Source organism: Streptomyces sp. NBC_01232 (genome assembly GCF_035989885.1).
Classification (GTDB): Bacteria; Actinomycetota; Actinomycetes; order Streptomycetales; family Streptomycetaceae; genus Streptomyces.
This window is the reverse complement of the sequence record NZ_CP108518.1, coordinates 1,344,764-1,364,601: the sequence shown is the minus strand read 5'-3', so window position 1 is coordinate 1,364,601 and position 19,838 is coordinate 1,344,764. Positions and strand designations below refer to the sequence as shown.

The 19,838-nt window shown below is 72.9% G+C and carries 18 protein-coding genes; 10 read left to right on the top strand and 8 right to left on the bottom strand.

What is annotated here, in order from left to right; all coding sequences use genetic code 11:
- Positions 1–43 precede the first annotated feature (43 nt).
- A complete protein-coding gene (locus tag OG444_RS06530; protein ID WP_327261227.1) occupies positions 44–1,156 on the bottom strand; it encodes an alpha/beta hydrolase-fold protein in 1,113 nt (370 codons plus the stop codon).
- A 227-nt stretch (positions 1,157–1,383) separates the two neighbouring features.
- On the opposite strand from OG444_RS06530, the gene OG444_RS06525 reads away from it, so the two are divergent.
- The gene (locus tag OG444_RS06525; RefSeq protein WP_442810458.1) at positions 1,384–2,583 is read left to right on the top strand and encodes an amidohydrolase family protein; all 1,200 of its coding nucleotides are present in this window, start codon (positions 1,384–1,386) and stop codon (positions 2,581–2,583) included.
- Here the strand turns inward: OG444_RS06525 and OG444_RS06520 are convergent.
- From OG444_RS06520 to OG444_RS06500, 5 genes are read right to left on the bottom strand one after another with little or no spacing between them, the layout of a single operon-like run.
- Positions 2,558–3,448 carry an STM4011 family radical SAM protein gene (locus OG444_RS06520; RefSeq protein ID WP_327261226.1) on the bottom strand — a complete coding sequence of 297 codons (891 nt, stop codon included), beginning with the start codon at positions 3,446–3,448 and terminating at the stop codon, positions 2,558–2,560. The genes OG444_RS06525 and OG444_RS06520 overlap by 26 nt on opposite strands.
- Positions 3,449–3,452: 4 nt before the next feature.
- Positions 3,453–4,826 (bottom strand): STM4012 family radical SAM protein, encoded by a 1,374-nt coding sequence (locus OG444_RS06515; RefSeq protein ID WP_327261225.1) that lies wholly within the window; start codon positions 4,824–4,826, stop codon positions 3,453–3,455.
- Positions 4,823–5,629 (bottom strand): STM4013/SEN3800 family hydrolase, encoded by an 807-nt coding sequence (locus OG444_RS06510; RefSeq protein WP_327266679.1) that lies wholly within the window; start codon positions 5,627–5,629, stop codon positions 4,823–4,825. The genes OG444_RS06515 and OG444_RS06510 overlap by 4 nt, the downstream gene beginning before the upstream one ends.
- Positions 5,630–5,648: 19 nt before the next feature.
- Positions 5,649–6,773 carry an STM4014 family protein gene (locus OG444_RS06505; RefSeq protein ID WP_327261224.1) on the bottom strand — a complete coding sequence of 375 codons (1,125 nt, stop codon included), beginning with the start codon at positions 6,771–6,773 and terminating at the stop codon, positions 5,649–5,651.
- Between the two features lie 10 nt (positions 6,774–6,783).
- A complete protein-coding gene (locus tag OG444_RS06500) occupies positions 6,784–7,743 on the bottom strand; it encodes an STM4015 family protein (protein WP_327261223.1) in 960 nt (319 codons plus the stop codon).
- Between the two features lie 164 nt (positions 7,744–7,907).
- On the opposite strand from OG444_RS06500, the gene OG444_RS06495 reads away from it, so the two are divergent.
- From OG444_RS06495 to OG444_RS06455, 9 genes are all read left to right on the top strand, one after another.
- Entirely contained in the window at positions 7,908–8,234 is a 327-nt protein-coding gene (locus tag OG444_RS06495; RefSeq protein WP_327261222.1) for a hypothetical protein, read from the top strand.
- A gap of 34 nt (positions 8,235–8,268) precedes the next feature.
- Positions 8,269–9,306, top strand: coding sequence for a DUF6745 domain-containing protein (locus tag OG444_RS06490; protein WP_327261221.1), 1,038 nt, complete (start codon positions 8,269–8,271; stop codon positions 9,304–9,306).
- Positions 9,307–9,894: 588 nt separating this feature from the next.
- A complete protein-coding gene (locus tag OG444_RS06485) occupies positions 9,895–11,403 on the top strand; it encodes an aldehyde dehydrogenase family protein (protein WP_327261220.1) in 1,509 nt (502 codons plus the stop codon).
- Positions 11,400–12,926, top strand: coding sequence for a GMC family oxidoreductase (locus tag OG444_RS06480; RefSeq protein ID WP_327261219.1), 1,527 nt, complete (start codon positions 11,400–11,402; stop codon positions 12,924–12,926). Before OG444_RS06485 ends, OG444_RS06480 begins: the two co-directional genes overlap by 4 nt.
- Positions 12,923–14,047 carry a quaternary amine ABC transporter ATP-binding protein gene (locus tag OG444_RS06475; RefSeq protein WP_327261218.1) on the top strand — a complete coding sequence of 375 codons (1,125 nt, stop codon included), beginning with the start codon at positions 12,923–12,925 and terminating at the stop codon, positions 14,045–14,047. Before OG444_RS06480 ends, OG444_RS06475 begins: the two co-directional genes overlap by 4 nt.
- A 97-nt stretch (positions 14,048–14,144) precedes the next feature.
- Positions 14,145–16,208, top strand: a complete 2,064-nt coding sequence (locus OG444_RS06470) for an ABC transporter permease subunit (RefSeq protein ID WP_327261217.1) — start codon at positions 14,145–14,147, stop codon at positions 16,206–16,208.
- Position 16,209: 1 nt separating this feature from the next.
- Complete coding sequence (locus OG444_RS06465; protein WP_327261216.1) at positions 16,210–17,184, top strand: ABC transporter substrate-binding protein; 975 nt, start codon at positions 16,210–16,212, stop codon at positions 17,182–17,184.
- A gap of 256 nt (positions 17,185–17,440) precedes the next feature.
- Positions 17,441–18,106: a molybdopterin-dependent oxidoreductase gene (locus OG444_RS06460; protein ID WP_327266678.1), complete on the top strand. Its 666-nt coding sequence runs from the start codon at positions 17,441–17,443 to the stop codon at positions 18,104–18,106.
- Complete coding sequence (locus tag OG444_RS06455) at positions 18,048–18,758, top strand: cytochrome b/b6 domain-containing protein (RefSeq protein WP_327261215.1); 711 nt, start codon at positions 18,048–18,050, stop codon at positions 18,756–18,758. Before OG444_RS06460 ends, OG444_RS06455 begins: the two co-directional genes overlap by 59 nt.
- A gap of 24 nt (positions 18,759–18,782) precedes the next feature.
- On the opposite strand, the gene OG444_RS06450 is transcribed toward OG444_RS06455, so the two are convergent.
- Positions 18,783–19,046 (bottom strand): hypothetical protein, encoded by a 264-nt coding sequence (locus OG444_RS06450; RefSeq protein ID WP_327261214.1) that lies wholly within the window; start codon positions 19,044–19,046, stop codon positions 18,783–18,785.
- A 359-nt stretch (positions 19,047–19,405) separates the two neighbouring features.
- Entirely contained in the window at positions 19,406–19,783 is a 378-nt protein-coding gene (locus OG444_RS06445) for an FKBP-type peptidyl-prolyl cis-trans isomerase (RefSeq protein WP_327261213.1), read from the bottom strand.
- Positions 19,784–19,838: the final 55 nt, after the last annotated feature.

The window sequence follows — 19,838 nt, the reverse complement described above, 5'->3', positions numbered from 1 at the left end:
GGGTGTCCTGCCGATCACGCCGGGCCGATCGGCAGGACATCCTCTAGCCGAGCGCCCAGGCGATGTCGCGGACCAGGGCGTGGCGCCAGCCCGCACGGTCGTGGCCCGACGCCGACCGGGAGACCCGCACGGTCGCGCCCGCCCGTTCGGTCAGGGTCTCGACCGCCTCGCAGTGGGGCAGCATCCGCGTCTCGTGCTCCCCGACGTCGAAGGCGATCCGCAGCCCGGACAGGTCGGGACGCGCCTCCCGCAGGCGGGCGGCGATCGTGCCGCCCGCCGGTCCGCCCAGGGGGTCCGCAGCCTTCACGGCGTCGGGCGCCCACCACAGTGACGCCGACTGGCAGGCGACCCGCGACACCAGGTCCGGGAACTCCAGCGCCGCGTACACCGCGCTCAGCGCGCCGAGGCTCTGCCCGGCGATCACAAGGCGGTCCGGGTCCGCGGGCACGCCGGACTCCGCCACCAGGGGCAGCAGTTCGTCCCGGACCGCCTCCCACAGCTGCGGCCGGCAGCCGAATTCGGCCTCCCGGTCCCTGGTCGGCAGGAACACCAGGGTGACGGGCGGCATCTCGCCCTCGGCGACGGCGGAGTCGAAGGCGGTCATCGCCGGGTGCAGATACAGCCAGTCGTCCCCGTCGAGCAGCAGCACCACCGGTCCGCCGCCGCCCGCGGGATGGACCCGTACGGTCCGCCGCCCGCCGAGCCGCTCGCTCGCCCAGCGGATCCGGGTCCGCGGGACGGGCAGTACGTCGTCCGCGCCGATGACCGGCCAGTGCGGCTGGGCCGGGGCGTCCGGGGTGGCGGCCATCGACCGGTCGCCGCCCGCACCGGCCGGGTTCAGCGGGTCCGCGTACGCCGTGCCGTCCGCGACGAAACGGTAGGTCACGCGCAGCCGCGCGGGCATGCGTACCTCGGCGTACCAGCAGTCCGTCACGTCCCAGCGGCGCAGGGGTACCTCGTCCGACCAGCTCTCGAAGACGATCGTGGCGGGGGAGCCGCGCCACAGGAACAGGGTCACCCAGCCACCGCGGCCGTCGTCTCCGTCTCCGTCTTCGTCGGCGGGCACGGACGCGGGCGCTCCGGCCGCCGCCCAGAACTCCTCGGACCCCGGTTCGCCGGGCAGCCCGAATGCGGCGAAGGCGGTCTCCAGGCCCATGAAGTCTCCTTGCGAGCAGCATAGTTAGGTGAACCTAACTTTATCGTCCTCGCGGCGGATCCGGGCAGTGAACGGGGCATCGCGGCCGGCGCACCACCGGCCCGTCGGGCGGCGGCCTGAATGTGACGCCCCGGCCGGGGCCGGGGGGAAGATGACCTTCGTAGGGGCATTGCGCCGGCGGTCGTGGCGGCGGGACGCCGGTGGGTCGGATGGAGGGACGGCGCAGCGTGCGAGCACTGATATCGGCGGGCCGGATGGTCGCGGGTCCCGGTGGGCGGGTGATCACCGACGGGGCCGTCCTGTACGACGGGCGAGTGATCACCGCGGCCGGTCCGCGCGGCGAGGTCGAGGCACAGGCCGGCCCCGAGGATCCCCGACTGGACTTCCCCGACGGCACCTTGCTGCCTGGCCTGATCGACTCCCACGTCCATCTCGCGCTCGACGCCGGGCCCGATCCCGTGGCCGTCCTGCGGGCCGCCCCGGACGCCGAGCTCTACGCCGGGATGGCCGGCCGGGCCCGGCAGTTGCTCGCCACAGGGGTGACCACCGCACGCGACCTCGGCGACCGGGGCGGGCTCGCCGTACGGCTGCGCGACGACATCGCGGCGGGGCGGGTGCCGGGGCCGCGACTGCTGTCCGCGGGAACACCCCTGACCGTCCCCGGCGGGCACTGCTGGTTCCTGGGCGGTGAGGTGGAGGGGGCCGACGCCATCCGGGAGGCGGTCCGCCGCAACGCCGCCCGGGGAGTGGACCTGATCAAGGTGATGGCCACCGGTGGCGGCATCACCAAGGGCGGACCGCCGATCTGGCAGGCGCAGTTCACCCCGCAGGAGCTGAGCCTGATCGTGGAGGAGGCGCGGAGCGCCGGGCTGCCGGTGGCGGCGCACGCCCACGGGACCGAGGGCATCGCGGCCGCCGTGGCCGCGGGAGTGGACACCATCGAGCACTGCACGTGGATGGGGCGCGAGGGCTTCGACGTGCGCGAGGACCTGGTCGACGCCATGGCGGCCCGCGGCATCACGGTCTGTCCGGCGGCGAGCCCCGACTGGCGGGGTTTCGCGGAGCGGTTCGGCCGCGAGCGGGCCGAGGAGATGTTCGGGCGGCTCCGGTGGATGGCGGAGCGCGGCGTCCACCTCCTGCCCGGGACGGACGCGGGCGTCCCGCACGCCGTCTTCGACGGCTTCGTCTCCAGCCTGGAGTTCTTCGAGCACATCGGGCTGACCCCGGCCGAGATCGTCGACCTGGCCACGACGGGAGCGGCGCGGGCCCTGGGCATCGACGGCGACACCGGCCGGCTCGCGGCCGGGCTCCGGGCCGACCTGCTGGTCGTGGACGGCGATCCGCTCACCGACCTGGCCGCTCTGCGCGCGGTCCGCCTCGTCGTGTCCGGCGGGCGGATCGCTACGGGGCTGCCGGGCGGGTCCTGAGCAGGGGGACGAGCGGCGGGCCCGCCGCCGGGACGCGTTCCAGGACACCGCCCGCGAAGACGTCGTAGAGCGGCAGCGTCTCCAGGTGGACGTAGCCGATGTGGCAGTCGCAGGTGGTCAGCGGGCAGGGGCGGGGGCCGAGCGCCGTCCGGTACGAGCCGTCGTAGAGGTTGCCGAGCTCCGCGGGGACGAAGTGGCAGCGGCGGACCGTGCCGTCGCCGTCCACCGAGATCACCGACTCACCCGTACGGCAGGGCAGTCCGGCCGAGCGGTGCGGGTGCCTGCTGTACGGGAAGAGCGGGTCGAGGGCGGTCCACGCGCCGGCCTCGGCGTCGGTGTAGGTGTGGCCGTCGGCGGCGTTCACCCACAGGTAGACGTGGGCGGGCAGGTCCGCGCGCAGCCTGCGGGCGTGTTCCAGGTTTTCGCGGAGGCCGACGATGCCGACGCTGTGACGGATGCCCCGGCCGGCCAGGTCGTCCACCTTGCCGAGGAAGCGGTCGTACGGAGTCTGCCCCGGGTGGTAGGTGCACCACAGCGCGAGCGTGGCCGGGTCGGCGTCCGCGAGCCAGTCGGTGCGGCAGCTGAGGTTGGTCTGGATCGCGACGCGGTCGACGTGCGGCTGGTGCGAGAGCTCGACGAGGGCGCGGCGGTACCAGGAGCGGACGAGGCCCTCGCCCCACGGGGTGAACAGGAGGGAGAGCCGGTCCTCCTCGCTGCGGGAGCGCGCCCAGCCGGTGAACCGTTCGAGGGCGGCCCGGTCGGCGCGCAGCTGGGCGGTGGTGTCGCGGCGCTTGGCGAACGGGCAGTAGGGGCAGTCGTAGTCGCAGGAGGCGAGCGGGCCGCGGTAGAGCAGGGTGAGGTCCACGGCGCTACTTGGTCTCGTAGGCGGCCATCGCGGCCCGTACGGCCGGTGAGAACAGCTCGGGGCCGAGCGCGTCGGAGTGGGCGAGACCCTCGGGGGACAGGCGCAGGAGCGGTCCCGTGCCGTCCTCCTCGAGCCAGCCGCGGGCCGCGAACGCCGCCAGCTCGGCGGGGAAGTCCTCGTGCGGATCGGCGCCGAACCGCTCCCGGTAGTCGGCGACCGGCATGCCCTGCGCCTGGAGCAGTGACTGGAGGAGGTGGCGGCGGCGCGCCTCGTCGCCGTTGGTGGGGCGGCCGTGGACGGCGCGGGTGAAGTCGTCGGTGGCGGTGTAGTCGTCGATGATCCCGCGGATCTCGCCCATGTCGACGGCGTAGTCGAACGAGTAGTGCAGCGTGGAGGTGTAGGAGCGGGCGCCGCAGCCCAGGCCGATCATTCCGTCGGTCTGGCAGGCGTGGTCGTCGGGGCCCTGGGGCGCCGTGCCGGCCAGCCGGAACATGCGCATCGACACCTGCTCGTAGCCGTGCGCGAGGAGGTGGTCGCGGCCCAGCCGGTAGAGGTTCAGGCGCTGCTCGTCCCAGGCCCGGTCGGTGAGGGCGGTGCGCCGGGCGAGCCCGGTGAGGGGGCGCACGTACAGGGGGTACAGGTACAGCTCCTCGGGGCGCCAGGCCAGTGCGGCGTCCAGCGAGGCGCGCCAGGTGGCGGGGGTCTGGCCGTCGATGCCGTAGATGAGGTCGATGTTCAGGACGGGGATGCGCGCGTCGCGGATGCGGCCGAGGGCCGCTTCGACGTCGGCGCGGCGCTGGGGGCGTACGGCGGCCCGCGCCTCGTCGGGGACGAAGCTCTGGACACCGATGCTGAGGCGGGTGGCGCCGCGCTCGGCGAGGACGGCGAGCCGGTCGGCGGTGGCGGTGGCGGGGGAGGTCTCGACGGACAGCGGGATCGCGCGCAGGTCGGCGCCCATGTGCCGCTCGGCGATGTCGCAGAGCCGTTCCAGTTCGCCGGCCGTCAGGAAGGTGGGCGTCCCGCCGCCGAAGGCCGCGTTGGCGAACGAGACGGGTCCGTCGTCGCCGAGGGCGTCACGGACGGCGGTGGCCTGGCGCTCCAGGGCGTCGAGGTAGCGGCCGGTGAGCCCGTCGGGGGCGCCGATGCGGGTGAAGAGGTTGCAGAAGCCGCAGCGGACTTCGCAGAAGGGTATGTGGAGGTAGAGGGAGAGGGCGTCCTTGCGTTCGCCGCGCCACAGGTCCCGCAGGGCGGGCCGGTCGGGCAGCGGCCGGTAGGCGGTCTTGTGGGGGTACGCGTACACGTAGGCGGTGTACGGGCTGCCCGGGGACGGCGCGGTGGGTGCGCCGGCCGGGGCGGGGGAGGTCGCGAGGGCGGTCATGCGGACGGCTCCAGGAAGAAGTGGGCGTACGGCACGGTCCAGACGGCCTGGTGGGCGAGGCGGTGGCCGGTGTAGCCGTCGTCGCCGTAGGTGGTGCCGTGGTCGGAGCAGACGATGGCGAAGCAGCGGCGTCGGGAGCTCATGGCGGTGAGCAGCCGGCCGATGTGCCGGTCGATGTACTCGAGGGCGGCGGCGTGGGTGGCGCGGGTGTCGCCCGCCCCGGCGGTGGCGCCGGGGAGGTGGAACCAGTTGGGCTGGTGCAGCGCGGAGGCGTTGAGGAAGAGGAACAGCCGCTGTCCGGCGGGGAGTGCGGCGACGACCTGTTCGGCCCGCTCGACCTGTGCCTCGAAGGAGGTGGGCGACGCGACGCCGAACTCCGGCTCCCAGTGGCTCTCCTGGAACATGCCGGGGAGTACGTCGCCGAGCGCGCCCTGCTTGTTGAAGAAGCCGACGCCGCCGATGCACACCGTGCGGTACCCGGCCGCGGCGAGGCCGGACACCAGGTCGGGCGTTTCGAAGACGTAGGTGCGGCCGGCGGTCGTCTCGCTCCCGGCGAAGCGGGCGGCGAACAGGCGCGGATGTGGGCCGGGCCGGGCGGGGGTCGGCAGGAAGCCGGCGAACATCGCCTGATGGGAGGCGTAGGTGAAGCTGCCGGGGGCGTGCCGCTCCTCCCAGACGCCGCCGGGCAGGTGCCGGGCCAGGTTCGGGAGCCGTCCGGCGGCGGCCAGTTCGACGGCGACGTCGTGGCGCAGGGTGTCCAGGGTGAGCAGGAGCAGGTCGTCGCGGCCGACGACCTCGTTCATGTCGGGGAGCGCTCGGGTTTCAGGCGGGTGCACGGTGGTTCCTCGTGGGGTGGTGCGGTACATGTCTTCGGGTGGCGGCGGCGACCTGCGCGGCATAGGTGCTCAGGCCCTCGGCGCCGCTGCCCGGTAGTCCGGTCAGGCCCGGCAGGAGGTCGCCGAAGGCGTTGACCTCGGCCACCGCGAACCGGCGCCAGCCGATGGCGGGCAGCAGGTCGACCCCGACGCACAGGGTGTCCGGGAAGCAGGCCGCGGCCCGCTCACAGGTCCGCAGGGCCTCGGCCCAGGCCGGTCCTGCCGCCCGGACCGCCGCGGCGAGGTCGCCGCGCCGCCCGCCGAGATGGAGGTTGGTCATGGGGGACCGGCTGGTGCGGACCACGGCGTGGGTGGCCTTCCCGGCCACGACGACCACGCGCAGGTCGGCCGCCCCGTCCCCGAGGGAGGCCTTGGGCCACCAGCGTTCGACATGCAGTCCGTCGGGGGCGAGGGCGTCGACCAGTGCGGCCACCTCCCCCTCGTGCGTGAGCCGCCGTACCCGCAGGGAGTTGTGGAGCCGGCCGTCCGTATCGCGCTCCACCGAGGTGGTCGCCCTGATCCGGCCCCCGCCGGCCGTCTCGACGGCGACGACACCGGAGGCGGAGGACCCGTGGGCGGGCTTCAGGAACACCCGCGGCATGCCGTGCGCGTCCATGAGGGCCCGTACGTCGTCCCACCCGCGCACCGGCGTGCCGCCCCCGGAGGTCGGCGACTGCGGTACGGGGACCCCGGCGCGGGCGAGCGCGCCGTGGCAGAGCCGCTTGTCGAAGAGGACGGACAGCTCGTCCGGGTCGTCGACGCGCCGGCCACCGGTCAGCGTCCGGACGGCCGCCGTGAAGGCGGCGTACCAACGGGCCCCGCCCTCCACCCGGGTGGGGTCCACGGCGCCGCGCAGGAACCGGTCGACCTCGGCGTTCTCCCCCGGCGACTCGATCCGTACGATCTCGTCGGCGGCGAAGGCGGCGCCGCCGACGCGCAGGACGTCCGTCCAGGGCACGACACGCGGCGCGGGCAGCCCGGCGTCGCGCACGGCCGCGGAGAACAGGGCGACGCGCCGGTTCTCCGGGTTGCCGACGACCGCCCAGCGCGGCGGTGGTGCGTGCTCCTTCATGGCCCGCGCGCTACTCGCCGACGGCGACGTAGCGCCAGATCCGGCCGTCGTCCTCGTCCTCGTCGGCGTTGCCGCGGTCCATGTCGAGGGTGACGCCGGCAGCGCCCAGGACCTCCTGGAGGCGCTCGCGAAGCTCCGCACCGAGGTAGTTGTGGTGGAGGTCCAGCTTCTTGAGGTGCGTCAGGGGCTGGCCGGCGAGCAGGGCCGCGCCGCCCTGGTCGGTGAGGACGCCCATGGACAGATCGAAGGTCTCCAGGCGGGCGACGACGGGAGCGGAGGCGACGGCGCCGGCGATCTCGTCCTGGATGTCGCTGTTGCGCAGACCCAGGTGGCGCAGACGCGGCAGACGGTCGCCGTCGAGGATCGGCGCCATGTCGGTGACCGCAGCGTCCCCGCCGTACTCGCTCGTGCCGAGCCACAGGTCGAGGTGCTCCAGGGCGGGCAGGTCACTGCCGGCGACACCGCGGACGGCCTCGGCGGGCAGACCGCCGGTCTCGACCGTCAGGGAGCGCAGGTTCCGGTGCGTGACCGCGGGGAAGACCAGCCCGGAGCCGCCGCGCACCCCGAACTCCTCCAGCTCGGGGAAGCCGTCGAGGAGCGGGCCGACGTCGCTCTGGTTGATCCACGAAATCTCGCATTCCTCGGACTCCATGTCCCCGAGGAACAGGCCCCGCAGGGCGGCCAGGCGCGGACGGGCGTCGAGGAGTGCGCTGATGATGTCCTCGGGCCCGCTGTCGTAGGCGTCCTCCCAGGAGCCGACGACGATCGCGCGGACGGCGGTGGTGTCGACCGCGTCGGTGAACCGGGCGAACGCCTCGGTCCAGCTCTCCTCGCTGTCGTAGCTGTCGCTGGAGATCCGCCACGCGACGGCGTCCGCCGCGGGCAGGCGGGTCGTGTCCGCGTCCTCCGGCTTCGGGAAGTCGAAGACGGGCAGCCCGCACGATTCCGTCAGGTGTCTCGGGTAACTCATGGGGCCCGCCGTTCCTCGCCTGTCGCGTCCGATGTGCTGCAAGTTGTACCAAGGAGCACTGACAGTGCCCGAGGCAGGGCCGGAGGAAGGCCGTTGTCAGACCCCTCTCCTACCTTCGGAGAAGAACGCGGCGCACCGGGCGGCGCGTGGGGAAGGGGACACCCATGTACCGGCAGGGGGACGTGCTCATCGTGTCGCTCGACGAGTCGGCGGTGCCGCCGCAGGCGGCCGGCGCCGACCAGGAGCCGCGGGACGGGCGGGGCCGGATGGTCCTGGCCCTGGGCGAGGTCACCGGGCATGCGCATGCCGTGGTCGGCCCCGGCAGGCTCGTGCGGGAACCGGGGGCCTTCGGCCCGCTGCTGCTCCATCTTCCGGACGGCGGGCGGGTGGTGCACGAGGAGCATGCCGCGATACCCCTGCCCAAGGGCTGGTACCGGGTGGTGCGGCAGCGGGAGTACCTACCCGGAGCGGTACGGATCGTGGCGGACTGACAGCGTGTCGGACAGTGGGGGGAGCAGGACCGTGGTGAACGACGTCGATGTGTGGAGGGCGGCCGCAGCGGCCACCGGGCCGGCCGATCGAGCGGCCGCCGAGGCCGGGGTGCGCCTCGCGTACCGGGCGGCCGGCCTGCCGGAGCCGGAGCGGATCGCATGGGCGGAATCGCCCCGGGCGGCGGCGCGCCTGCTGGGCGCGGCCGACGGGCCGTGTGCCCCCGCCGCGCGGGGCCGCGGCGTACGGGAGGCGGTGCGCAGCGCGCCGTGGGCGGCCGAGCGGGAGCGGGCCCAGCAGCGGCTCGGCCCGCAGGGATGGGGGCGGCACTGGAGCGCCACGGGCGGACGTCTGTGGGAGAACACCGAACATCTGGCGGACCGGGTCCGGACGGGTGTCGTGGAGGCGCTGACGGCCGACGCCGGCGAGGGTGCCGCGGCGGAGGAGCGGCGGCTGCGCCTGCTGCTCCTGGACGCCGTGCTCGGACAGCACGACGCCGCCTGGCTGTGCGCGTTCGACACGCAGGAGGGCACGCCGTTGCACGGACTGGCGGTCCTGGCCCGCTCGGCCGGCTGGTGGTGGCCGTACGAGCGGCTGGCAGTGCTGTGCGAACGGCCGGTGGAGCTGCACCGGGACGAGGCGGGCAGGCTGGACCGCGGCGACGGCCCGGCGCTGGCGTTCCCCGACGGTTTCGAACTGCACGCATGGCGGGGCATGCCCGTTCCGGCCGAGTTCCTGGCGGGCCTGGGCACGCTGACACCCGAGCGGATCCGCGAGGAGGAGAACGCCGAACTGCGCCGGGTGATGCTGGAGTTCTACGGGTACGACCGCTATCTGAGGGAATCCGCGGCCGAGCCCGTGCACCGGGACGAGACGGGCGTCCTGTGGCGGATACCGATGCCGGACGACGAGGCCGTCGTGATGGTGGAGGTCGTCAACTCGACACCGGAGCCCGACGGCACCAGCCGCACCTACTGGCTACGGGTCCCCCCGACGACCCGGACGGCCCGCCAGGGCGTGGCCTGGACGTTCGGCCTCGAGCCCGAGGCGTACGCACCGCTCCGGGAGACGTGAGCCGCCCCCGGAAGCGGAACGCCGGCTCGAACCTGCAGCCCTCTGGAGCACGCACGCCTTCGGCACGACCGGCTGGTGGCCCCGGACGTCGCGGACGCCGTCAGTGTGATTCGACGACCGACCTGGACCTGTCGGTGCGCGGTCAGCTTCTCTACCGAGCTGATGCGCAACCTCGACGACGCGCACTGACCCTGCTGCCGTGGTTCGATCCGCGCAGTGGGCGCTGGAGGCCGTGCGCCGTGAAGGCGCCCTTCTCCCGGCGATGTCCGCCGGGCCGCTGCCAGGCGCGGGGTACAGCCGCCATCACATGGTGTGACGGTGTACGGCGGTCGTAGGTCCCCTTCCGGAGCGGCCGCTCTTCGGCCTTGTCTGCCTCACACGCATTCCCGTTCCGTCCCACGCGTCGCCGCGTTGTGTCTCCTGCACATCCGCCTCGTTCTATATGTCCATATTTCCACCGCCTTTGTGAGTGAACCAGAACACTCTCCGCCATGCATTGCGCATGGATCCGGGGAGTCGGGGCAGGCGGCCGGATCAAGTCGGTCTGACCGGCAGGGGGACTCAAAGGGACGAAAGGCAATACGCACCGTGACGGCAGCACAACAGACCATCCATGTGGGCGGAGAGTGGCGCGCAGCCCTGTCCGGGGCCACGCGCGAGATCATCGACCCCGTCGACGCGACCCCCTTCGAGGTCGTGGCCGAGGGCGGCGTCCAGGACACCGACGACGCCGTGGCAGCGGCGCGCGCCGCGTTCGACAAGGGCGCCTGGCCGCGTACGCCGGTCGCCGAGCGGGCCGCCCTGCTGCGGCGGGTCGCGGCGCTGCTGGAGCAGGGCCGCGAGCGGATCGGCGCCCTGGAGAGCCGGGACGCGGGCAAGACGCTGGAGGAGGGACGCGTCGACGTCGACTGCGTCCGCGACGCCTTCCTCTACTTCGCCGACCTCGTGGAGAAGGAGGACGGCGGACGGGTCGTCGACGCCGGTTCGAACGATATCCACAGCGTCGTCGTGCACGAGCCGGTCGGGGTCTGCGCCCTCATCACGCCGTGGAACTACCCGCTGCTCCAGGCCAGCTGGAAGATCGCCCCCGCCCTCGCCGCCGGCAACACGTTCGTGATCAAGCCCAGCGAGGTCACCCCGCTGACCACCGTCGTGCTCATCGAGCTGCTCCTCGAGGCCGGACTCCCGCTCGGCGCGGCCAACATCGTCACCGGCCCCGGCGACACGGTCGGCGCCCGGCTCGCCGAGCACCCCGAAGTCGACCTGATCTCCTTCACCGGCGGACTGGTCAGCGGCACGAAGGTCGCCCGGGCCGCCGCCGACAGCGTGAAGAAGGTCGCCCTCGAACTGGGCGGCAAGAACCCCAACGTCGTCTTCGCCGACGCCTGCGCGACGGCCGAGGGCTTCGACACCGCCGTCGACCAGGCGCTCAACGCCGCCTTCATCCACAGCGGCCAGGTCTGCTCCGCCGGCTCCCGCCTCATCATCGAGGAGCCGCTGCGCGACCGCTTCGTCGCCGAGCTCGCCCGCCGCGCCGACCTGATCAGGCTGGGACGCGGCACCGACGAGGGCGTCGAATGCGGCCCGCTCGTCTCCGCGGCCCAGCTGGCGAGGACCGAGGAGTACGTGGCCTCCGCGCTCGCCGAGGGCGCACGGCTGCGGGCGGGCGGCGCGCGGCCCGCCGGCCCCGGCTACTTCTTCCGGCCCACGGTCCTGGACCGGTGCCACCGCGGCATGCGCGTCGTTCGCGAGGAGGTCTTCGGACCGGTCCTCACCGTGGAGACCTTCCGTACCGAGGAGGAGGCCGTCGCGCTGGCCAACGACACCGAGTACGGCCTCGCCGGAGCGGTGTGGACCTCCGACGAACAGCGTGCCCGCCGGGTCGCCGGCCTGATGCGCCACGGCACCGTCTGGATCAACGACTTCCACCCGTACCTGCCGCAGGCGGAATGGGGCGGCTTCGGGAAGTCCGGCATCGGCCGCGAACTGGGCCCCGGCGGCTTCGCCGAATACCGCGAGGCCAAGCACATCTACACCAACCTCGCTCCGCGCCCCGTGCGCTGGTTCGCGGGCGCGACGGCGAAGGACCAGGCATGAACGACCAGCACGTGTACGACTACGTCGTCGTCGGCGGTGGCACCGCCGGATCCGTCATCGCCTCCCGGCTGACCGAAGACCCGGACATCAGCGTCGCCGTCATCGAGGGCGGCCCCAGCGACGTCGGCCGCGACGACGTCCTCACCCTGCGCCGATGGATGGGCCTGCTCGGCGGTGAGCTCGACTACGACTACCCCACCACCGAGCAGCCCCGGGGCAACTCGCACATCCGCCACAGCCGTGCGCGGGTGCTGGGCGGCTGCTCCTCGCACAACACCCTCATCGCCTTCAAGCCCCTGCCCTCCGACTGGGACGAGTGGGCGGAGGCCGGCGCCGACGGCTGGGACGCGGCAGCCATGGATCCCTACTTCGCCCGGCTGCGCAACAACATCGTCCCCGTCGACGACGCCGACCGGAACGCGATCGCCAGGGACTTCGTCGACGCCGCGCAGAGCGCGCTGGGAGTTCCGCGCGTCGAAGGCTTCAACAAGGCACCCTTCCACGAGGGCGTCGGCTTCTTCGACCTCGCCTACCACCCGGAGAACAACAAGCGGTCCTCCGCCTCCGTGGCCTATCTCCACCCGTTCCTGGACCGGCCGAACCTGCACATCGCCCTGGAGACCTGGGCGTACAGGCTGGAGCTGGAGGGCACCCGCGCCACCGGCGTGCACATCCGTACCAAGGAGGGCGCGGAGCACGTCGTACGCGCCCGGCGCGAGGTCCTGGTGTGCGCCGGGGCCGTGGACACGCCGCGCCTGCTGCTGCACTCCGGCATCGGCCCGCGCGCCGACCTGGAGAAGCTCGGCATACCCGTCGTGCACGACCTGCCGGGCGTCGGGGAGAACCTGCTCGACCACCCCGAGTCGGTCATCGTGTGGGAGACGCACGGCCCGATCCCGGAGAACTCCGCGATGGACTCCGACGCCGGCCTCTTCGTCCGCCGGGACCCGGCGTCCGAGGGCCCGGACCTGATGTTCCACTTCTACCAGATCCCCTTCACCGACAATCCGGAGCGCCTGGGCTACGAACGGCCCGCGCACGGCGTGTCGATGACCCCGAACATCCCCAAGCCGCGCAGCCGCGGCAGGCTCTACCTGACGAGCGCCGACCCCGAGGACAAGCCCGCTCTCGACTTCCGGTACTTCACCGACGAGGACGACTACGACGGCCGCACCCTCGTCGACGGGATCCGCATCGCCCGGCAGATCGCGGCGAGCGAGCCGCTGGCCGGATGGCTGGGGCGCGAGGTGTGCCCGGGGCCCGAGGTCACCTCCGACGAGGAGCTCAGCGCGTACGCCCGCCACGTCGCGCACACCGTCTACCACCCGGCCGGAACCTGCCGGATGGGGGCCGCCGACGACGAACTCGCCGTCGTCGCGCCCGACCTGAGGATCCGGGGCCTCGACGGCATCCGGATCGCCGACGCGTCCGTCTTCCCCACCATGACCGCCGTCAATCCGATGATCGGCGTGCTCATGGTCGGCGAGAAATGCGCCGACCTGCTGGGAGGTACCACCCGATGAACAATCCGCCGCACACCACGACCGCGTCGCACACCACGACCGCGCCGCCTGCCGCAACCGCGTCTCAGCCCTCCTCGGAATCCGTGTTCTCCGTACGCGACCTGTGGAAGGTCTTCGGTCCGAAGGCCGGCCGGGTGCCCGCCGACAAGGAACTCGGAGCCCTCGACGCCGCCGAGCTGCGCGAGCGCACCGGTTGCACCGCCGCCGTCCGCGACGTCTCCTTCGACGTCCGCAAGGGCGAGGTCTTCGTCGTCATGGGCCTGTCGGGCTCGGGCAAGTCGACGCTCGTACGCTGCCTCACCCGGCTCATCGAACCGACCTCGGGCAGCATCTCCATCGACGGCGAGGACGTGCTGTCCATGGACTCCGGCCGGCTCCGCGAGCTGCGCCGCCACCGGGCGTCGATGGTCTTCCAGCACTTCGGCCTGCTGCCGCACCGGACTGTGCTCGACAACATCGCCTACGGGCTGGAGATCCAGGGCGTGGGACGCGGCGAACGGCGCGAGCGCGCGGCCGAGTTCGTCACCAAGGTCGGCCTGGACGGCCTGGAGCACCGCCGTCCGAGCCAGCTCTCCGGCGGCCAGCAGCAGCGCGTGGGACTGGCCCGCGCCCTCGCCGTCGACCCCGAAGTCCTGCTGTTCGACGAGCCGTTCAGCGCACTGGACCCGCTCATCCGCCGGGACATGCAGGAAGAGGTCGTACGCCTGCACCGGGAGGAGGGGCGCACGATGGTCTTCATCACGCACGACCTCAGCGAGGCGCTGAAGCTCGGCGACCGCATCGCGCTGATGCGCGACGGCCGCATCGTGCAGCTCGGCACGCCGGAGGAGATCGTGGGCGCCCCCGCCGACGACTACGTCAGGGACTTCGTCCGGGACGTGCCGCGTGAGCAGGTGCTGACCGTGCGCTCGGCGATGCGCCCCGCTCGCCTCGACGAGTCCCAGGCCGGCCCCGCGCTCGCCCCGAGTGCCACCGTCCACGAGGCCATCGAGGCCGTCGCCCGTACGGGCGAGAACGCGCGGGTCGTCGAGGACGGCAAGTGCCTCGGCGTGGTCGACCAGGCGGGACTCCTCGGTGTCGTCGCCGGGGTCCCGGCCGCGACGGGAAAGGCGGTGGCCTGATGTACGACCATACGACCTGGCCGCCGCCGTGCGGCACGACCGGCGCCTGCGCCGACACCGGCGTCCACGCCTACGCCTACGCCGGGCGGTGGGGCCGATGACCGCCACCGTCACCCCGGTTCCGCCGGGCCCCGAGACCACCCCGACCGGTACGAACGCCTCCGGCGCGAGCCCGAGTGCGACCTCGACCGACGCGACCACGACCGACGCGACCTCGACCGACGCGACCGCCACCGGCGGCCTGGCCGGCACGCTCCGCGCCCTTGCACGCCACCGCGGCCGGCTCATCGGCGTCGGCGCAGCCGTCGTACTCGTCCTCGGCTCCGTACTCCTGGGCGGCGGCAACTGGCCGTCGTCCCTCGCCGTGGACCTGTCCGGACCGCTCGGCCGCACCAGCGACTGGATCATCGACAACCGCGACGGCCACCCCCTCTTCCTCTACTTCCTCGGCCACATCAGCAACACCGTGGTCGTGTCCGTCCGCGCGGTGTACCTGGTGCTGCTCGCCCTCGGCTGGGCCGGCGTCACCGCCGCCGCCGCTCTGGTGGCCTGGCGCCTCGCCGGAATCCGGCTCGCGCTGACCTCCGTCGCCGCCTTCGCCGTGTGCGGACTGCTCGGCATGTGGGTGCCCACGATGCAGACCCTCGCCCTGATGGTGGCCGCCGTCGCCGCGTCCGTGCTGCTCGGCGGTCTCCTCGGGCTGGCCGCCGGCCTGTCCGACCGGATGCACCGCACCCTGCGCCCGGTGCTGGACACCATGCAGGTGCTGCCCGCCTTCGCGTACCTCCTGCCCGTCGTCCTGGTCTTCGGCATCGGCGTGCCCGCGGCCGTCCTCGCCACCGTCGTCTACGCGGCCCCGCCCATGGCCCGCCTCACCGCCCTCGGGCTGCGCGGCGCCGACGCCGGCGTCGTGGAGGCCGCCACGTCCCTCGGCGCCACCGGCAGGCAGCGCCTGCTGACGGCCCGGCTTCCGCTGGCCCGCAAGGAACTGCTGCTCGGCGTCAACCAGTCGATCATGATGGCGCTGGGAATGGCCGTCATCGCGTCCGTCATCGGCGCCGGCGGTCTCGGCGACCGCGTCTACCAGGCACTCGCCTCCGTCGACGTCGGCGCCGCACTCGCCGCCGGCGTGCCGATCGTGCTGCTCGCCATCGTCCTGGACCGGGTCACGGCCGCGGCCGGGGAGCGGATAGGCGCGGCCCCGGCCCACCGGCCCGTGCTCGGCTGGGCCGTCGCCGCCGGGGCGACCGCCGTGTTCGCCGTCGGAGGCCGCCTGGCCGGCCGGCTCTCCTGGCCCGACGGGTGGACGCTGAACATCGCCGAGCCCGTGAACGGGGCGGTCGACTGGATGACCGCCCACCTCTACTCCGGCGTGCCCTTCGTCGGTGGCACCGCCGACTGGGCCGGGCGCTTCACCACATGGGTCCTGGACCCCCTGCGCGACGGACTGCAGTGGCTGCCCTGGTGGGCGGTCCTGCTGGGCGTCGGCGCGCTCGCCCTGCTCATCGGCACCTGGCGCACCGCCGCGACCGCCGTCCTGGCCATGGCCGCGATCGGTGTCCTCGGAGTCTGGGACCCGGCGCTCGACACCCTGTCCCAGGTGCTGGCCGCCGTCGCCGTGACCCTGCTGATCGGCTTCGCCCTCGGTGTCGCCGCGGCCCGCAGCTCCCGCCTGGGACGCGCCCTGCGCCCCGTCCTCGACGTCTTCCAGACCATGCCGCAGTTCGTGTACCTGATCCCCGTGGTCGCCCTGTTCGGCGTGGGCCGTGCGCCGGCCGTCGCGGCCGCCGTGGTCTACGCGCTGCCCGCGGTGGTGCGGATCACCGCCCAGGGGGTGCGCGCAGTGAACCCGGCGGCGCTCGAGTCCTCGCGTTCGCTGGGTGCGACCGGACGGCAGCAGCTGTTCCAGGTCCAGCTGCCGCTGGCACGGCCCGCGCTGCTGCTGGCCGTCAACCAGGGCGTGGTACTGGTCCTCGCCGTGGTCGTCATCGGCGGCCTCGTGGGCGGCGGAGCGCTCGGCTACGACGCGGTCTTCGGTCTCGCCCAGGGCGACCTGGCGACCGGTCTGGTCGCCGGCGCGGCGATCGTCTGCCTCGGCCTGATGCTCGACCGCGTCACCCAGCCGACACAGCGCCGCGAACCCGCCGGAAAGGGGGCCTGACATGGCTCGCACCACACGCTCCACCGCCCTCGCGGCAGCGGCCGCCGTCTCCGTCGCACTGACGGCACTCACCGGCTGCGGCGCCGCCGACATGACCCGCCAGGCCTCCCCGTACGCCGACGCGAAGGGCTCCCGCACGGTGACGCTGTCCGTGCAGTCGTGGGTCGGCGCCCAGGCCAATGTCGCCGTCGCCCAGTACCTGCTGGAGCACGAGCTCGGCTACCGGGTGGACACCGTCCAGATCGACGAGGTACCCGCCTGGGACGCCCTCAGCCAGGGCCGCGTGGACGCCATCCTGGAGGACTGGGGCCACCCGGAGCAGGAGAAGCGGTACATCGAGAACAAGGGAACGATCGCGCGGGGCGGCGACCTCGGCGTGACCGGCCACATCGGCTGGTTCGTGCCGACGTACTTCGCCGAGGAACACCCGGACGTCACCGACTGGAAGAACCTGAACAAGTACGCCGACCAACTCCGCACCGCGGAGAGCGGCGGCAAGGGCCAGCTGCTGGACGGATCCCCGTCCTACGTGACGAACGACAAGGCCCTCGTGAACAACCTGGACCTCGACTACCAGGTCGTCTTCGCGGGATCGGAGGCGGCGCAGATCACGCAGATCAAGCAGTTCGCCAAGGAGAAGAAGCCGTTCCTGAGCTACTGGTACAAGCCCCAGTGGCTGTTCGAGAAGGTCCCGATGACGGAGGTGAAACTGCCCGAGTACCAGGAGGGCTGTGACGCCGACCCGAAGAAGGTGACCTGCGCGTACCCGCACACGCCGCTGCAGAAGTTCCTCAACGCCCGCTTCGCGGACGACGGAGGCGATGCGGCCGCCTTCCTGAAGAAGTTCAACTGGACGACCGAGATGCAGAACGACGTCGCCCTGATGATCGCGGACGAAAAACTGTCCCCCCAGGAAGCGGCGAGCCGCTGGGTCGAGCAGAACGAGACCACCTGGCGGACCTGGCTCCCGTCCTGACGCGGAAGCCGCGCGAGCCGGGTGAGGGTGCCTGGAGGACGACCCCTCCAGGCACCCTGCCGGGTTTCCAGGAGCAGGCGGCCCCGCTCCAGCAGCCGTGCAGGACCGCTGTCACCCGACGGCCGATTCATGACGGAAGTCTGACGTTGCCCCGATCCACCTGGTGTCCCCCACCCGGGAGTGCTGGAATCGAGGGGTGACGACAGACCACCCCGATACCGAGGGAACCCCCGTCGGCCGCCGTCTGGTGCTCGGAATGCTCGGGCTCGGAGCCGGCGGACTCGTTGCCGCGCCGTACCTGCAGCGCGGGATCGAGGCCTTCCTGGGGGCCGCCTCGGACAAGGACCCGACCGGGATCACCGGGTTGCTTCCCAATGGGGGCGGCTTCCGCTATTACTCCGTCGCCACCTCGGTACCGCAGAAGAACGAGCGGAACTACCGGCTCACCGTGGGCGGTCTGGTCGAGCGCCCAGCGACGTACACCCTCGACGCCCTGCGCGCGCTGCCGCAGACCCGTGTCGTACGCGACGTGCAGTGCGTCACCGGCTGGCGGGTGCCCGAGACCCCCTTCTCCGGCGTCAGGCTGTCCCAGCTGCTGGACGCGGCCGGTGTCGGTCCCGAGGCCAAGGCAATCCGCTTCACCTGCTTCGACGGCACGTACAGCGAGAGCCTCACACTGGCGCAGGCCCGGCGCGACGACGTGCTGGTCTGTCTGCAGATGCAGGACAAGCCGGTCAGCCACTCGCACGGCGGCCCGGTCAGGCTCTACGTCGCGCCGATGTACTTCTACAAGTCGGCGAAATGGCTCTCCGGGATCACCGTCACGTCCGAAGTGCGGCCCGGCTACTGGGAGGAGCGGGGCTATGACGTCGACGCCTGGGTCGGCGCGTCCAACGGGCGCAGCGACACCCCCACTGTCTGAACCGGCCCGGCCGGTCGGCAGGTTCACCCGTGCCGAGCGCTGGGTCCACCGCACGACCGCCGCACTCACGCTGGTGTGCGTGGCGACCGCGGCCGCACTGTACGTACCCCAGATCGCCGAACTCGTCGGCCGCAGGCATCTCGTGGTGACCGTCCACGAATGGGCTGGAATCCTGCTGCCCGCCCCCTTCCTGCTGGGTCTCGCCTCCGCCGCCTTCCGGGCCGACCTGCGAAGACTGAACCGCTTCGGGCCGCACGACCGGAAGTGGCTGCGCGCGGTGCGGCGACGCGACCACCGGCGCGAGTCCCGGCCCGCGGGCAAGTTCAACGCCGGCCAGAAGATCTATGCGTCGTGGATCGCGGGCGCTGTCCTGGTGATGCTGGCGACCGGTCTGCTGATGTGGTTCACCCACCTCACCCCACTGGTGTGGCGTACCAGCGCCACCTTTGTGCACGACTGGCTGGCCCTGGCCATAGGGCTGGTACTGGCCGGTCATATCAGGATGGCCCTCGCCGACCCGGAGGCACGGAGGGGAATGCGTACCGGGTCCGTCGAGCGCCCGTGGGCGGAGCGGGAGCACCCGCTGTGGCTGCGGGACGATCCGGACGGCAAGGTGGAGGAGCGGCCGGACGCAGGTGCAGAGGCGGGATGAGTACCGTCTCCGTGCCCGGGCACATCAATCGGGCCGGCGGCCCTGGGCCACGGTGAATGCCACGAGGACTCCGGCCAGCCCTGCCCAGACGGCCCCTTCGGGGCCGGCGTGCAGCCAGCCCAGCACCCCCAGGATGACGGCGGTGAGTGCCCCCGCGGAAACCGCGCGGGGGTCGGCGAGGGCCGTCCACTGCCGCCGGCCGCTGCCGGGTTCCCTGAGCTCGGCGAGGGCGGTTCTGATGACCAGGGCAGCGACGACGACCGTCACGACGATGAGGGTCGTTCCCATGTGCGCTCCTGATGTTCACGTCCGGCTGGAACCTGCCGCGTCCTCGGTCCGGTCCTCCTCGTGGATGCCGGGCGAGTTCGCCGATGAGCAGCGCCACTGTGAAGCCTATGCCCGCGAGGATGGAGAGGCCGGGTGCGTCCGCCCGGGCGGGGTCGGGGTTGAGCCGGGGCCGTGGTGAAGCGGCCGGACGGACCCGACTGGCCCCGCGGGTCATCCGCACGAGGGAACCCCGCTCGAGCCGCCAATCCGGGACCCGCCCCGATGACGAATGGGGCGTGCTGCCGGTTACCGGGGCCAGCCCGCCGCCCGCCGCCCGGCCCTCGCCGCGACGGAGAAGGCCGGGGGGAAGCGCGCCTTGCTCAGACCACGGAGAGCAGGTCCACCACGAAGACGAGCGTGGAACCCGCCGGGATCAACGGCGAGGGGGACTGATCGCGGTAGCCCAGGCGCGGGGGAACGATGATCTCGCGCCGGCCGCCGACCTTCATCCCTCGGATGCCCCGGTCCCAGCCCTTGATGACCCTGCCGCCGCCCACGGCGAACTTGAACGGCTGGCCCCGGTCCCAGGACGCGTCGAACTCCACTCCGGACTCGAAGGTGACCCCGACGTAGTGAACCCGGACCACCCTCCCCGGCTTCGCCTCGGGCCCGTCCCCGACGACGAGGTCCCGGATCGTCAGCTCCTCGGGAGCATCACCCGCTGGAACATCGACCTCGGGCTTCGTCGGTTCACTCATCGCTGCCTCAACGCTCTCCGCCGGAATCCCTCGCACAGACCGGCCGGGCCGCGCA

Coding starts and splice junctions, on each gene's coding strand:
- OG444_RS06530 (WP_327261227.1), bottom strand. CDS start 1,156: ATGGGCCTGGAGACCGCCTTCGCCGCATTCGGGCTGCCCGGCGAACCG.
- OG444_RS06515 (WP_327261225.1), bottom strand. CDS start 4,826: ATGACCGCCCTCGCGACCTCCCCCGCCCCGGCCGGCGCACCCACCGCG.
- OG444_RS06510 (WP_327266679.1), bottom strand. CDS start 5,629: ATGAACGAGGTCGTCGGCCGCGACGACCTGCTCCTGCTCACCCTGGAC.
- OG444_RS06505 (WP_327261224.1), bottom strand. CDS start 6,773: ATGAAGGAGCACGCACCACCGCCGCGCTGGGCGGTCGTCGGCAACCCG.
- OG444_RS06500 (WP_327261223.1), bottom strand. CDS start 7,743: ATGAGTTACCCGAGACACCTGACGGAATCGTGCGGGCTGCCCGTCTTC.
- OG444_RS06495 (WP_327261222.1), top strand. CDS start 7,908: ATGTACCGGCAGGGGGACGTGCTCATCGTGTCGCTCGACGAGTCGGCG.
- OG444_RS06480 (WP_327261219.1), top strand. CDS start 11,400: ATGAACGACCAGCACGTGTACGACTACGTCGTCGTCGGCGGTGGCACC.
- OG444_RS06475 (WP_327261218.1), top strand. CDS start 12,923: ATGAACAATCCGCCGCACACCACGACCGCGTCGCACACCACGACCGCG.
- OG444_RS06470 (WP_327261217.1), top strand. CDS start 14,145: ATGACCGCCACCGTCACCCCGGTTCCGCCGGGCCCCGAGACCACCCCG.
- OG444_RS06465 (WP_327261216.1), top strand. CDS start 16,210: ATGGCTCGCACCACACGCTCCACCGCCCTCGCGGCAGCGGCCGCCGTC.
- OG444_RS06460 (WP_327266678.1), top strand. CDS start 17,441: ATGCTCGGGCTCGGAGCCGGCGGACTCGTTGCCGCGCCGTACCTGCAG.
- OG444_RS06455 (WP_327261215.1), top strand. CDS start 18,048: ATGACGTCGACGCCTGGGTCGGCGCGTCCAACGGGCGCAGCGACACCC.
- OG444_RS06450 (WP_327261214.1), bottom strand. CDS start 19,046: ATGGGAACGACCCTCATCGTCGTGACGGTCGTCGTCGCTGCCCTGGTC.
- OG444_RS06445 (WP_327261213.1), bottom strand. CDS start 19,783: ATGAGTGAACCGACGAAGCCCGAGGTCGATGTTCCAGCGGGTGATGCT.